This window comes from Kitasatospora dryopteridis (assembly GCF_050749075.1).
GTDB lineage: Bacteria > Actinomycetota > Actinomycetes > Streptomycetales > Streptomycetaceae > Kitasatospora.
The window spans coordinates 6,205,176-6,218,934 of record NZ_CP192749.1 but is presented as its reverse complement, the minus strand read 5'-3'; the positions used below and the strand labels follow the sequence as shown (position 1 = coordinate 6,218,934).

Genomic DNA, 13,759 nt, shown 5'->3' with positions numbered 1-13,759 from the left:
GGGCGGCCGCCGTTCCGCACGGTCCGCCGCTCAGGTGTGGACCGGGCAGAACGGCGGCCGGAACGGCCGCTTCGGCCCGTTCACCGGCCGCAGGTCGGCGTGCCACCGGCCGTCGATCGTGCCGCGGCGCAGCTCCACCAGCCGGTTGATTCCCCCGCCGACCTGGCTCCGGTAGGCGGCGACCACCGGGGCCTCCGGTCCGACCAGCGCGTCCACCGTCTCCTCCACGAAGCAGAGCGGGCAGCCGTAGGTCAGCACCACGGCGCCGGGCCGGACGCCCTGGAGCATGACGGCTCCGGTCGGCGCGACCGCCAGCACCATCTGCTCCGGCGCCGCCGACTCCCGGCCCGCCAGGCCGAGGACCTCCGCGCGCAGCTCCTCCGGGTCGGCGGGCCGGATCCGGCGGCCCACCGCGAAGGCCAGCCCCAGCTGCCCGACCGTCACCAGCAGCGCGACCACGGTCAGCACCACCAGCCAGCCCGGCCCGGCGCCCAGCCCCCGCCACAGGCCGAGCCCGGTCACCGCCAGGGCGGCCAGCAGGCCGAGCGGCGTCGTCCCCCGCCCGGCCAGGGCCCGCAGCACCAGTCCCACCAGGACCACCGTCACAACGACGTCCAGCACCGTCCCCACCGCTCCCCCTCCGGGCCTCGACCGGCCCGCCGCCGGTCACCCGTATCGTTTCCAGCGGCGCGGCATTCGAGACACGAGAGAAGAGCCCATGAGTACGGAGTTCCGGCGGGACGGCATGGCCGGGCGGATCGTCCTGGACCGGCCGAGGGCGCTCAACGCGCTCACCCACGGGATGCTCCTGGAGATCAGGGACGTGCTGCTGGCCTGGGCCGAGGACGACGCCGTCCGCACCGTGGTGCTCACCGGCGCCGGGGAGCGCGGGTTGTGCGCGGGCGCCGACATCCGGGCGCTGCACGACGAGGCACGGGCCGGCGGGGCCGGCGCCCGCGTCTTCTTCGCCGACGAGTACCGGCTGAACCACCTGATCTCCCGCTACCCCAAGCCGTACGTCGCCGTGATGGACGGCATCACCATGGGCGGCGGCGTCGGCCTCTCCGCGCACGGCTCCGTCCGGGTCGTCACCGAGCGGTCGAACGTCGCCATGCCGGAGACCAGGATCGGCCTGGTGCCCGACGTCGGCGGCAGCCGGCTGCTCGCCCTCGCCCCCGGCGAACTCGGCACCCACCTGGCGCTCACCTCCGGCTCGATGGGCCCCGGCGACGCCCTGCTCTGCGGCTTCGCCGACCACTTCGTGCCCAGCACCGCTCTGGACTCCTTCACCGCGGCCCTCGCCGACACCTCCCCCGAGGAGGCGCTCGCCGCCCACACCGCCGAGCCGCCCGCCGCCGCCCTCGCCGGCCGACGGGAGTGGATCGACCGCTGCTACGCCGCCGACACCGTCGAGGAGATCCTCGACCGGCTGGACACCGCCGACGAGGCGGGGGCCGCGGCCGCCGCCGCGGAGATCCGCAGCAAGTCGCCGACCGCCCTCAAGGCCACCCTCGCCGCACTGCGCCGCGCCCGCGGCCACCGCAGCCTCGGCGAGACCCTGGAGCAGGAGTACCTGGTCTCCTGCGCCGCCCTGGACTCGCACGACCTGGTCGAGGGCATCCGCGCCCAGGTGGTGGACAAGGACCGCAACCCGCAGTGGAAGCCGGCCGCGCTCGCCGACGTCACGGAGGAGGACGTGGCACGCTACTTCGCGCCGGCCGGCGACCCGCTCGGCCTGGCGAGACTGGCGCACCGACCGGCCGGTCGGAGATCGTATCCACCGTCAGGGTGCGCGCCGAGCCGCGGCGCCGCGAAGGGAGTCAACGACGATGACCGAGTACGAGACGATCCTGGTGGACCGCAAGGACCGCGTCGGGATCATCACGCTCAACCGGCCGAAGGCGCTCAACGCGCTGAACACCCAGGTGATGAAGGAGGTCGTGGCCGCCGCCACCGCCTTCGACCGCGACCCGGGGATCGGCTGTCTGATCATCACCGGCTCGGAGAAGGCCTTCGCGGCCGGCGCCGACATCAAGGAGATGCAGGACAACCGCTTCCCCGACGTCTACCTGGACGACTGGCTGGGCCCCTGGGACCGCCTGGGCGACCTGCGCAAGCCGGTCGTGGCCGCCGTCGCCGGCTACGCCCTGGGCGGCGGCTGCGAGCTGGCGATGCTCTGCGACATCCTGCTCGCCGCCGACACCGCGAAGTTCGGCCAGCCCGAGATCAAGCTCGGCGTCATCCCCGGCATCGGCGGCTCCCAGCGCCTCACCCGCGCCGTCGGCAAGGCCAAGGCCATGGAGCTGTGCCTCACCGGCCGCATGATGGACGCCGAGGAGGCCGAGCGGGCCGGCCTGGTCTCCCGCATCGTCCCCGCCGCCGACCTGATGTCGGAGGCGATGGCCGTCGCCGAGACCGTCGCCGCCATGTCGGCCCCGGCCGCCGTGATGATGAAGGAGAGCGTCAACCGCGCCTTCGAGACCACCCTCGCCGAGGGCGTCCGCTTCGAGCGCCGCATGTTCCACGCCGCCTTCGCCACCGCCGACCAGAAGGAAGGCATGGCCGCCTTCGCCGAGAAGCGCAAGCCGGACTTCCAGAACCGCTGACACCCCGCGGCCCGGCCCCGGAGCGCAGTCGTTGCGCCCGGGGCCGCTGCCTGCGACGATCGCACCCCGTACGAGACCAGGGGGGTCCGAGCATGTGGATGTTCTTCCGGCGGCGCAGGCGCGGCAAGGCGGCCCCGGCCGCGGCCCCCACGACTCCGGCGCCGGCCTCGTCCGGGACGTCCGTCCGCGCGGGCACCGGGGCCGGACCGGCCATCAGCCTGACCAAGCTTCAGGCCACCGCCCCCACCCTGGTCTCCCTCTACAAGACCGCCGGCGTCTCCCTGCGCAAGCAGGGCCTGGACGGCCGCCGCGCCGCCGTCTACCTGGTGCTCGACCACTCCGCCTCGATGAGCGGCCTCTACCGGGACGGCTCCGTGCAGCGCCTCGCCGAGCAGTCGCTGGCGCTCTCCGCCAACCTCGACGACGACGGCACGGTGCCCGTGGTGCTCTTCAACGACCGGGCGTACGAGCCGCAGGAGGTCGTGATCGGCCGCCACGAGGGCGCCGTGCAGCAGGTCCGGACGGCGGTCGGGGCGAAGTTCGGCGGCACCCGCTACGCACCGGCCATGCGGGCCGTCCTCGCGCACTACCGCGCGTGCGGGGCCACCGACCCGGCCTTCGTCGTCTTCCAGACGGACGGCGCGGCCTTCGACAAGAAGGACGTCGCCGCGCTGCTCCGGGAGAGCTCCGAGCTGCCCGTCTTCTGGCAGTTCCTGGGCTTCGGCGAGTACGACGCCAAGCACTTCGCCTTCCTCCGCTCGCTGGCCGGCCTGGACGGCCGGGCCACCCCGAACGCCGGGTTCTGCGCCACCGGCAAGAACCCCCGCTCGCTGGCCGACGACGCCCTGTACGGGCGGCTGCTGGCCGCCTACCCTGCCTGGCTGGAGGCTGCGCGGGCGGCCGGCATCACGGGCTGAGCTGCTCCTCCGCGGGTGGTTCCGGCTGCCGCGGCAGGCCGTTCCGGCCGTTCCGACCGGGCGGACCCGGCGCGGGCTCGGGCGCCGACGGCGGGCCGAGGCGGGCCAGGCCGCTGCGGGTGGCCGCCACCACGATCCGGTCCCCGGCCTCCAGCCGGTGGCCCCGATCGGCGAAGTTCCACTGCAGGTCGCCGGGGTGGCGGGCGAGGCGGACGGCGATCACCCGCACGCCGTCCGGCGCCTCGATGCTCCGCAGGTCCCGGCCGACCAGCCCGGAGGCGTCGTCCGCGACCAGCTCGGCGATCAGCAGCACATGGCGGTAGACCGACAGCGTGCCCAGCACCTCGCGGCCCATCAGCGCCGCCGCGAAGGCCGGTGCGGAGAGGTAGGACACCGAGCGGGAGGCGACGTTGCCGAGCGTCGCGTACACGTGGTGGGCGAAGTCGTCGTCGAAGAGCCGGACGACGATCCGCACGTCCGGACGGACGGCCCGGGCCTCCAGTGCGGCCTCCAGGTTGGCCGCGTCGTCACTGGTGACCGCCGCCAGGGCGCGGGCCCGGTGGATGCGGGCGCGGCGCAGCTGGCTCTCCAGCGGGGCGTCGCCGACCAGCACCGGGATGCCCAGGGCGCGGACGGCCGCGATGCCGCGGGCCTGCGGGTCGCGCTCCACGCAGACCACCGGCACCCCGGTCTCGTGCACCAGTGCGGCCACCCGGATGCCGACGCTGCCGAGGCCGACCACGACGACGTGCCCGCGCACGCCGGCCCCCGGGGCCCGCGGCACCCCGCGCCGTCCGCTGGCCAGCGCCTCGACCACGATCGCGGTGGCCACCGGCATGAAGGTGATCCCACAGAAGGTGATCACCACCTGCGCCAGCCTGGTCCACGGCCCGCCCTGCCCGGGGTCGTCCGGCTGGGCCGCCCCCGCGAGGTCGAGCAGGGCGAGGTAGAGCGTCCAGCCGAGGTCGCGGTGGGCCAGGTAGAGCACGGCGGTGCTCAGCAGGACGGCGGCCAGCGCGGTGCTCAGGACGAGCCGCATCCGGGCGCCGGTGACGTACCGCAGGGCGTCGAGCAGGGTCCAGCGCAGCCGGGAGGTCCAGGGGATGCGCAGCGGGGGTTCGGAGGCCAGCGCCTGCAGGGCGGCGAGGCCGCCCTGCTCCCCGGTCGGCGGGGGCGGGGCCGAGGGGTCCGCGCCGGGCGGGCCGTTGTCGCCGAATCTTCGGGCCAGCGCGATGAATTCGGCCGCCCGGCCGGCGGTCTCGGGCAGCAGGCGGAGCCGCGAGAGGTCCTGCCGGTCGATCCGGTCGGCGACCAGGCAGAGCCGCCCCTCGCCGATGTCCTCGTCGTACGCCACGTACAGGTAGCGTCCGCCGACGGGCACCGAGTTGGGGCGGCCGAGGACGCCGTTGGCGAAGGCGGGGGCGGCGGTCGCGGAGCCGGAGAGCGCCGCGCAGTTGGGCAGCAGCCGTTCGATGTGCTCGCCGAGCCGCTGGTTGAACATCCGCAGCACGATCCGGATGCCCGGGTTGGCGCCCTGTGCGGTGAGCGCGGCATGGATGTTCTGCTGGTCGTCGCCGTCCACCAGCGCGATGCCGAGCGCCCCGGCCACCCCGGCGGCCCGCAGCGCCTCCTCGGTCACCGACCCGTGCTCCAGCACCGCCGCCACCCCGGGCAGCCGCCCGATCCGCGGCCCGTGGTCCCGCGCCAGGTCCGGCACCACCGCGACCACCGGAACCTCGTAGTGCTCGGTCAGCTCCAGCACCAGCCGGTGCGCCAGCGCATTCCCCCCGCACACGATGTAGTGCCCGCGGTGTCCGTCCCCTGTCATACCGATGAAGCGTATGCGCCCCACCCGTCCACCGGGCGGCGGAAAGGTGTCTGACGCGTGATCAGTTGTGGCCTGCGCCACGGGTGCTCGGCCGTCAGCCGTGCTCAGGCGGTGGCGGTGATGCCGGAGACCAAGAGAAGGAGGAGGGCGGAGACGGCGGTCATGCGGCGGGCGGCGGTGGGGGTGGAGCCGAGGGAGCTGCGGGCGCGGCCGGCGGCGAGGGCGACGGCGGTGTAGACGGCGGCGCAGCTGAGGACGTTGAGGGCACCGAGGGTGAGGACCTGGCCGGCGACGGGGAGGGCGGCGTCGGGGTCGACGAACTGCGGGACGAGGGAGAGGTAGAGCAGCAGGCCCTTGGGGTTGAGCAGGGCGGTGAGCACGCTCTGCCGCAGGACGGCGCGGGCGGGCTGGGGCCGGGCCTCGGGGAGGCGGCCGCCGTCGCGGCGCAGCGAGAGGAGCATGGTGACGGCGAGGACGGCGAGGTAGGCGGCGCCGGCCCAGCGGAGGGTGGGGAGGGCGGCGGGGACGGCGCGCAGGGCGGCGGCGAGGCCGGCGGCGGAGAGCAGGGTGTGGACGGCGTAGCCGGCGCAGACACCGGCCACGGCGAGCAGGGCGGTGCGGCGGCCCTGGCCGAGCCCGCGGGCGGCGATGAGCAGCCAGTCGGGCCCGGGGGTGCAGACCAGGAGGAGGTCGACCCCCAGAAAGAGCAGCAGGGCGTGTGCGTCCATGGGTTTCGGTGTCTCCGCGGTGCCTGGGGGCGGGAATGTCGCTGTCGGTGACGACGCTAGCGGCGGAGGCGAGGCAGCCGATGACCTGTTTGTGCAGTTCAGCGGGGTCCTTTGGCAGAATATTGCGCCATGGACCGCACTGACCGCAGAATCCTCCACGAGCTCCAGCAGGACGGCCGGCTGACCAATGCCGAGCTGGCCGGGCGGGTGGGCCTGACGCCGTCCCCGTGCCTGCGCCGGGTACGGCAGCTGGAGCAGGACGGGGTGATCCGCGGCTACCGGGCACTGCTGGACGGCGCGGCGGTCGGCCGGGGCTTCCAGCCGTTCGTGACGGTGGTGATGCGGCACGAGGACCGGGCGACGGTGGCGGAGTTCGAGGAGCGGGTCGCCGCGCTGCCGGAGGTGGTGGAGGCGCACCGGCTGTTCGGCGAGCCGGACTACCTGCTGCGGATCGCGGTCGCCGACATCGCCGCGTACGAGCGCTTCATCACCGACGTACTGTCCGGTCTGCCGGGGATCGCGCAGGTCAACTCGCTGATGACGATGAAGCGGGTGAAGGGCGACGCGGGCCTGCCGGTGCTGCCCTCCGCACCGGGCCGCCCCTGACGCGCCGCCGTTCGGCAGCTCCCCGATTGCCGCCTCCGCGGACCGGCCGGACACTCGGAGAGCCCCGGGAACACGGACGACGGAACGAGGTGGAGACCATGGCGGTCTGCGTGGTGTGCAAGAACGACTACTGGCTGTCCTTCGAGATCAAGACGGTCAGCGGCGACACGTACACCTTCGACAGCTTCGAGTGCGCGATGGAGAAGCTTGCCCCGCGCTGCGAGCACTGCAGTGTGCGGATCGTCGGCCACGGTGTCGAGGTGGCCGGCATGTTCTTCTGCTGCGGCAACTGTGCGCGGGCCAACGGCGGGCTGGGCGACCAGATCCGCGACGCGGTCGGCGCCCACCCCGGCGGCTGAGCCATCGGGGCCCGGCCGCCGGCCGGCCAGGACCGCGGCGGCCGGGTTTCAGGCTTGACCCGGCGGTCAGACCCGGGCGTGCGAGCCGATGTCGGCCGTGAACTCCTCGGTCATCGCGGGGGTGACCGTCGGCCGGCACTGGGCGATCGCGGCGAGGTAGTCCTCCGTCCCCGCACCGGCCTGCCCGGGCACCGCCGCTCCCCCGTCCCCGCCGAGATCACGTTCGAACGCCGCCTGGGCCGCGATCCGGGCGGCGTGTTCGATGTCTGCGGGGGTGAACAGTTCGCTGGCCGTGACGAGCGCGGCGAGGTCGACACCGGGCCGGTGGGCCGCGTACCGGGACCAGATCGCGGTGCGGGCGGCGGCGTCCGGGGTGCCGATCGGGATGAGGTAGTCGAAGCGGCCGTGCCGCAGGAACGCCGGGTCGAGCGAGCGGATCGAGTTGGTGGCGCACACCAGCAGCCGTTCCTCGCCCTCGCGGAAGCCGGGGATCAGCTTCAGCAGTTCGTTGGTGACCCCGTGCATGCCGCCGGTCGCGCCCTCCCTGCGCACCGGCGCGATCTCCTCGACCTCGTCGACGAAGACCAGCACCCGCTCCAGCTCGGCGATCCGGGCGAAGGCGGTGCGCAGCGCGGCGGCGAGGTTCCCCTCGTCGGCGAGCCGGGAGGGCAGCAGTTCGACGAACGGCCAGCCCAGCCGGGAGGCGACGGCCCGGGCGAAGGTGGTCTTGCCGGTGCCGGGCGGACCGAACAGGGCGACGGCCCGCGGCGGGCGGACGCCGTGCCGGGCGGCCCGCTCCGGTTCGGCGAGCGGCAGCACCACCCGCCGTTCGATCAGCGACTTCTCGGCCTCCATCCCGGCCACCTTCTGCCACAGGTCGCCGGGCAGCACCCGCCCGCCGAGCTCCTCCAGCAGGCCGGCGGACGGCCCGTGCTGCGGTTCGGACTTCTCGAAGTACGCGACGGCCGGGCGGCGGCCGTACCCGGCGTTCTGCAGCCCCTCGCCGAGCTGCTCCTCCTCCGGCAGGACGTAGGCGATGCGGCGGACCCGCCGCTCCACCAGGCGGCGTTCGAGTTCGCGCAGCAGGGCGCTGGCCAGGCCGCGGCCGCGCCAGCCGGGGGCGATGGCGATCCGCATCACCCAGGCCCGCTCCCCGGCGACGTGGGCGAGCGCGGCGCCGATCGGTGTGCCGCGGCTGACCGCGACGACCGCGGGCTGGCGGGAGGTCAGTGCGGTGATGCACTCGGCGATGGAGAACACCGACTCCTGGCCGAGCCCGGCGGTGGTGTCGATGAGGTGGACGACCGCCGCCAGGTCGTCCTCGCGGTAGTCGTGGATCAGCCAGTCGGTGGTGGAATGCTGCACGGTGCGCGCCTCTCGTCCGTCCCGGGTGGTGCCTGGACGGTAGGGGGCGGCCGCGGGCGGCGGCGTCCGCCGCGGCGGACAACCGGCGGGGCACGAACCGTACGGACTGCGGGTGGCGCGGGCGTCGGGAACGGGCAGGTCAGAACGTGAAGCGCAGCGAGCGGACCCGGTGGTCGAAGCTGGACGGGATCAGCGCGGGCGCACCGGTCGAACGCAGCTCGGGCAGGCGGGTGAACAGCTCGCGGTAGAGCACCTTCATCTCCTGCCGGGCGAGGTAGGCGCCGAGGCAGAAGTGCGGGCCGCCGCCCCCGAACCCGAGGTGCGGATTGGGCGAGCGGGTGATGTCGAAGGCGTCCGGCTCGGTGAAGACGGCCTCGTCGCGGTTGGCGGAGGCGAAGAACAGCACCACCTTCTCGCCCTGGACGAGGCGGGTGCCGTTGAGGTCGTGGTCGGCGGCCACGGTGCGGCGGAACTGGATGATCGGCGTGGAGTGCCGGACGATCTCCTCCACCGCGTCGCCGATCCGTGCGTCGAAGTCGCCCATCAGCAGGGCGCGCTGATCGGGGTGCCGGGTGAGCAGGTGCAGGCCGTGGGCGAGCGCGTTGCGGGTGGTCTCGACGCCGGCGACCAGCAGCAGCGAGAAGAAGGCGCCCAGCTCGCGGGAGTTGAGGTGCCGGCCGTCGATGTCCGCGGTGACCAGGGCGGAGATCAGGTCGTCGGTCGGCCGGCGGCGGCGCTCCCGGCCGAGGGCGGCGATCACCAACTGCATCCGGGCGAGCGCCCGCAGGCCGCGGCCGGGCACGCGGAGGCGGCTGCGGGCCACGCCGGTGTGCTCGGAGGCGTGGTTGACCTGGGCCAGGATCTGCCGGCGCTGCCGCTCGGGGACGCCCATCATGTTGCAGATCACCTGGTACGGAAGCTCCGCCGCGACCGCGGCGACGAAGTCCTCCGGCCTGCGGTCGACCACCTCGTCGACGATCCGCACGGCCACCCGGCGGATGTCCTGCTCGACCCGGGAGATCAGCCGCGGCGTGAAGGCGCGGGAGACGATCCTCCGCAGGTCGGCATGGTGCGGGTCGTCCAGGTTGACCATCGAGTCGCCGAACAGCGTCCTTACCCAGCGGGCCGGTTCGGGCGTGGTGACGCCGGGGCCGCTGATGAACACCTCGGGGGTGCGGCTGGCGGCGACGACGTCGGCGTGCCGGACGAGCGCGAGGAAGCTGCGGCCGGTGGCCCGGTGCGTGAAACGCACCGGGCCGTCAAGGCGGCGGAGTTCGGCGAAGGCCGCGGCACGGTCGGCCTCCGGCAGCCGCCAGAAGCCGGGGTCGCCGAGGTCGACGCCGGCCGGGGCCGGCGGGGTCGCGGTGGCCTGGGTGCCTGCCGGTGCGCTCATGACGGCTTTTATCTTCCACCCGGTGGCGGAAAGTCAAATCGCCGTCACTCCTTGTGGTTTCACTTGCCGAAGTCGATGGCGTGATCCGATCGGTACCCGGCCGCGGCGGCGTCCTCGGCAGCGTCGTCCTCGTCGTCCTCCGGCTCGGCAGCAGGCTCCGCCGGGGCGAGGTCCCGGCCCAGCAGGGTCGCTCCGGCCACCGCGCCCGGCATGGCCAGCACCGTCACGAACGGCACCAGGAACAGCAGGACGAGCGGGGCGCCGAAGCCGAGCGCCAGGCCGAGGCGGGAGCGCAGCAGGCGAAGCCGCTCCTTCTGCGGGATGCCGCGCCGCTGCAGCGCGACGGCGGACAGCTCGACCGTGAGGAAGTATCCGGACACGCAGATGCCGACCGCCGGGACGACCGTCTGGCCGACCACCGGCAGGAACCCGCACAGGAACAGCACCAGACCGATCGCGGCCACCCGCACCAGCACGTACAGGCTGTCCCGGGCGGAGATCCACAGTTCGCGCCAGAGCGGGACGTCGGGGCCGGCCGGTGCGCCGCCCTCGGTCTCGTCGACCTTCTCGCACAGCGACTCGTAGAACGGCTGGCCGACGAGCAGCGTCGCCGCGGTGAAGGTGATCACCGAGAGCAGGCCGCCGACGGCTACGGCGGCGACGGCCAGCGCACCGCGGAGCAGCCCCTGCCACGGGGAGCCCCAGTCGTCGGCGAACGGGGTCGCCCAGTCGGCGACGTCGCCGGACCAGACGATCAGTGCGGCCATCACCGCGACGTACCCGACCAGGGCGATGAGCGCCGGGATCATCCCGAAGAGCCACCAGCGCCCGTGCCGCGCCACCCAGCGCTGTCCCTTGAGGAGGTATCCGATCCCCGCCGCAAAATCTCGCATGGGCCAAGCCTACGGGTCGGCCCTGCACCATGATCGGGGGAGTTGTGCGAGGTGCAAGGCACGGCGCCCCTACCGGATGCCCGACTGCCTCTGACGGGACATCCGTGCCGGTCTGCGCGGGGTGGTGCGGGGGGCCTGCAGCAGGCGGTGGGCGCAGGTGGCGAGGAGCAGTTCGGCCTGGAGTTCGGGGTCGGCGACCTCGATGCCGAGCAGCCGCTCGATCCGTTCCAGCCGCTGGTAGAGCGACTGCCGGCCGATGTGCAGCAGGGCGGCGGTGCGGGTGGGCGAGCAGCCGTGCCGCAGGTGCACCTCCAGGGTGCGCACCAGGTCGCTGGCATGCCGGGACTCCCACTCCAGCACCGGGCCGAGCGCGTCCTCGGCCAGCCGGGTCCACCGTTCGCGGCCCCCGGACCGGCTCAGCTCCCGTTCCAGGGTGAAGGCCCGCGCGGTGGCCACGTACGGCTGCGGCGGGCCGGGGCGGCGGGGCTCGGCCGGCGGCACGGTGGCGGCGAGTTCGAGGGTGGCGGCAGCCTCGCGCAGGCTCTCGCCGTACCGCTCCCAGCCGGCCCCGGCGGGCACCGCGGGCCCGAGCCCGACCAGCGCGGTCGCCGGGGCGGTCTCCTGCAGCACGGCCCGGACGGCGCGCACCGGATCCGGGGCCGCCGGGACGGCCAGCAGGGCGAGGATCCCGCCGCGCATCGCGGCCGCCAGGGCGGTGCCGCTGAGCCGGCCGAGCAGCGGGGCGGTCATCCGGGCCGGCAGCGCCTCGGGCAGGCCGCGGGCCGCCAGGCCCAGCAGCCGGTGCCCCGGCGGGACCCGGAACCCGGCCGCCTCCGCGCGGGTGGCGGCCGCGGCGCGGCCCGTCCTCGCCCCGTCGCCCGTGCTGACGCCGTCCAGCAGGTCGCCGAGCAGCGCCCGGCCGTGGTCGGCGGGGTCGGACGGGATCCGCGGGGCGTCCCGGGGTCCGCGGGCCGTCCGCTCGGCCGGTGCGAGGGAGGAGTTCGCGGCGTTGACCGCCTCGGCGACCCGCGCGAACGGCACGACCCGGCGCAGCACCACCAGCGGCAGGCCGAGCCGTTCGGCCTCGGCCGTCACGGCGGCCGGCATCCGCGGCAGCGCCCGGCCCACCTCCGCGAAGAGCGCGGCCGCGCCCCGGCCGGCGAGCTCCCGGACGAACGCCCGCTGCCGCTCCGGCGTGGAGCGGGCCAGGCCGCGCCCGTCGGTGAGCAGCAGCTCGCCGCCGTTCAGGAAGGACCAGCCGTCGTGCACCTCGCCGGCGTGCACCCGCCGGACGGGCCGGTCCAGCGCGCCGCGGCCGGCCAGCAGCAGCGGGGCGGCGGGCCCCAGGACGTCGAGGGAGAGGACCTCGCGGACGGTGAGAACGGGCACGGCGGCCTCCCGGCGGAGTCTGTACGGGGTGGGTCTCTGTGGTGGGTGCGGCTCACTGCGGGTCGGGCGCGGGGCGGCGGGCGGGATGCCGCCGGGCGGGGAATCGGGCGGGCCGATCGGTCGGACAGGGCGCCAGGGAGGGTACGCACCCTTCGTTGCCACGGTGTTTCGGAACGGGAGGTGGAGCCGGTGGATCTGCAGCGGATGCTCGCGGTCGCGGTCGAGGAGGCCAGGGCCGGACTGGCGGAGGGAGGCATCCCGATCGGTGCGGCGCTCTTCGACGAGCACGGCGAACTGCTCGGACGCGGCCGCAACCGCCGTGTCCAGGACGGCGATCCGTCCATGCACGCCGAGACCGCCGCCTTCCGGGCGGCGGGGCGGATGCGCGGCTACGGCCGCACCACGATGGTCACCACGCTGTCGCCCTGCTGGTACTGCTCCGGCCTGGTACGCCAGTTCGGGATCGGCCGGGTGGTCGTCGGCGAGGCCCGGACGTTCAGCGGCGGCCACGACTGGCTGGCCGAACACGGCGTCGGCGTCACGGTGCTGGACGACCCCGAGTGCGTCCGGCTGATGACGGACTTCATCGCGGCCCGGCCCGAGCTGTGGTTCGAGGACATCGGCGAATGACGCGGACAGGAGCGCACGGCATGGCAGAGGTACGGATTCCCACGGTCGACCTCGGCGCGTGGACCGGCGGCACGGCGGAGGAACGGGCCCGGATCGCCCGCAGCGTCGACGAGGCGCTCGGCCGGGCGGGCTTCCTGCTGCTCACCGGCCACGGGGTGACCGAACGGGAGCGGGCCGAGGTGCGGGCCGCCGCCCGCGGGTTCTTCGCCCTGCCGGAGGAGGTGAAGCAGCGGTACGCGGTGAAGGTCGGCGGCCGCGGCTGGCTCGGCCCCGGCGCCGAGGCCAACGGCTACGCGGAGGGCACCGAGACCCCGCCCGACCTCAAGGAGTCGTGGTCGGTCGGCGCCGACCGGGCCACCGGGGACCCGGAGTTGGACGACTTCTGGTTCCGGCCCAACGTCTGGCCGACCGCCGAGGCACCGCGCCTGCAGGGGCTGGTGGAGGCGTACACGGCGCGGATGCGCACCGCCGCCGACGAGACCCTGCGGCTGCTCGCGGCGGCCCTCGGACAGCCCGAGGACTTCTTCACCCGGCACACCGGGGCACCCACCTACACCTGCAACATCAACTGGTACCCGTCCGCCGACACCGTCGGCCCGCCGCTGCCCGGCCAGTACCGGATCGGCCCGCACACCGACTTCGGCACCGTCACCCTGCTCGACCGGCAGCAGGGCCGCGGCGGACTCCAGGTGTGGACGGAGGAACAGGGCTGGGCGGACGCCCCCTGGGACCCGGCCGCGCTCACCGTCAACATCGGCGACCTGATGGCCCGCTGGACCGGCGACCGCTGGCGGTCCGGGCGGCACCGGGTCCTGCCGCCCTCCCCCGAGGCCCCCGACGAGGAACTCATGTCGCTGGTCTACTTCTACGAGTGCGACCCGCACACCGCCGTCAGCCCGCTCCCGGCCCCCGTCGGGCGGGTGGCGCACCCACCGGTCGACTCCACCGCGTACCTGCGGGCCAAGCTGGACGCCATCACCGTCGGCTGACCGCCCCCGGACACGCCCGTGCCCGCAGGCCCCGGACGGGGACCTGCGGGCACGGG

The 13,759-nt window shown here is 74.8% G+C and carries 13 protein-coding genes and 1 pseudogene; 7 read left to right on the top strand and 7 right to left on the bottom strand.

Going from position 1 to position 13,759, the window contains the following annotated elements:
- Positions 1 to 30: 30 nt before the first annotated feature.
- Positions 31 to 621 (bottom strand): hypothetical protein, encoded by a 591-nt coding sequence (locus ACQ614_RS27995; protein ID WP_431681547.1) that lies wholly within the window; start codon positions 619 to 621, stop codon positions 31 to 33.
- A gap of 97 nt (positions 622 to 718) precedes the next feature.
- On the opposite strand from ACQ614_RS27995, the pseudogene ACQ614_RS27990 reads away from it, so the two are divergent.
- From ACQ614_RS27990 to ACQ614_RS27980, 3 genes and pseudogenes are all read left to right on the top strand, one after another.
- A pseudogene (locus tag ACQ614_RS27990) lies at positions 719 to 1,726 on the top strand (enoyl-CoA hydratase/isomerase family protein); the annotation flags it as partial.
- Positions 1,727 to 1,829: 103 nt separating this feature from the next.
- Positions 1,830 to 2,606, top strand: a complete 777-nt coding sequence (locus ACQ614_RS27985; protein ID WP_431681546.1) for an enoyl-CoA hydratase — start codon at positions 1,830 to 1,832, stop codon at positions 2,604 to 2,606.
- Between the two features lie 92 nt (positions 2,607 to 2,698).
- Positions 2,699 to 3,523 (top strand): VWA domain-containing protein, encoded by an 825-nt coding sequence (locus tag ACQ614_RS27980; RefSeq protein WP_431684046.1) that lies wholly within the window; start codon positions 2,699 to 2,701, stop codon positions 3,521 to 3,523.
- Here the strand turns inward: ACQ614_RS27980 and ACQ614_RS27975 are convergent.
- Together ACQ614_RS27975 and ACQ614_RS27970 are read right to left on the bottom strand one after the other, a co-directional pair.
- Positions 3,513 to 5,351, bottom strand: a complete 1,839-nt coding sequence (locus ACQ614_RS27975) for an NAD-binding protein (RefSeq protein ID WP_431681544.1) — start codon at positions 5,349 to 5,351, stop codon at positions 3,513 to 3,515. The genes ACQ614_RS27980 and ACQ614_RS27975 overlap by 11 nt on opposite strands.
- Before the next feature lie 104 nt (positions 5,352 to 5,455).
- Positions 5,456 to 6,079, bottom strand: coding sequence for a LysE family translocator (locus tag ACQ614_RS27970; protein WP_431681543.1), 624 nt, complete (start codon positions 6,077 to 6,079; stop codon positions 5,456 to 5,458).
- A 129-nt stretch (positions 6,080 to 6,208) separates the two neighbouring features.
- Between ACQ614_RS27970 and ACQ614_RS27965 the strand changes: the two genes are divergently transcribed.
- Positions 6,209 to 6,685, top strand: a complete 477-nt coding sequence (locus ACQ614_RS27965) for an Lrp/AsnC family transcriptional regulator (protein WP_363488322.1) — start codon at positions 6,209 to 6,211, stop codon at positions 6,683 to 6,685.
- 98 nt (positions 6,686 to 6,783) lie between these two features.
- Positions 6,784 to 7,044, top strand: a complete 261-nt coding sequence (locus ACQ614_RS27960; protein ID WP_095875323.1) for a Prokaryotic metallothionein — start codon at positions 6,784 to 6,786, stop codon at positions 7,042 to 7,044.
- Positions 7,045 to 7,110: 66 nt separating this feature from the next.
- On the opposite strand, the gene ACQ614_RS27955 is transcribed toward ACQ614_RS27960, so the two are convergent.
- The 4 genes from ACQ614_RS27955 to ACQ614_RS27940 form a co-directional block, all read right to left on the bottom strand.
- Positions 7,111 to 8,409 carry an ATP-binding protein gene (locus tag ACQ614_RS27955; protein WP_431681542.1) on the bottom strand — a complete coding sequence of 433 codons (1,299 nt, stop codon included), beginning with the start codon at positions 8,407 to 8,409 and terminating at the stop codon, positions 7,111 to 7,113.
- A 139-nt stretch (positions 8,410 to 8,548) separates the two neighbouring features.
- Positions 8,549 to 9,802, bottom strand: a complete 1,254-nt coding sequence (locus ACQ614_RS27950; RefSeq protein ID WP_431681541.1) for a cytochrome P450 — start codon at positions 9,800 to 9,802, stop codon at positions 8,549 to 8,551.
- A gap of 59 nt (positions 9,803 to 9,861) precedes the next feature.
- Complete coding sequence (locus tag ACQ614_RS27945; protein WP_431681540.1) at positions 9,862 to 10,695, bottom strand: EI24 domain-containing protein; 834 nt, start codon at positions 10,693 to 10,695, stop codon at positions 9,862 to 9,864.
- Between the two features lie 69 nt (positions 10,696 to 10,764).
- Positions 10,765 to 12,084 (bottom strand): PucR family transcriptional regulator, encoded by a 1,320-nt coding sequence (locus ACQ614_RS27940; protein WP_431681539.1) that lies wholly within the window; start codon positions 12,082 to 12,084, stop codon positions 10,765 to 10,767.
- A 204-nt stretch (positions 12,085 to 12,288) separates the two neighbouring features.
- Between ACQ614_RS27940 and ACQ614_RS27935 the strand changes: the two genes are divergently transcribed.
- The gene (locus ACQ614_RS27935) at positions 12,289 to 12,714 is read left to right on the top strand and encodes a nucleoside deaminase (protein WP_431684045.1); all 426 of its coding nucleotides are present in this window, start codon (positions 12,289 to 12,291) and stop codon (positions 12,712 to 12,714) included.
- Between the two features lie 20 nt (positions 12,715 to 12,734).
- Complete coding sequence (locus ACQ614_RS27930) at positions 12,735 to 13,703, top strand: isopenicillin N synthase family dioxygenase (protein WP_431681538.1); 969 nt, start codon at positions 12,735 to 12,737, stop codon at positions 13,701 to 13,703.
- Positions 13,704 to 13,759: the final 56 nt, after the last annotated feature.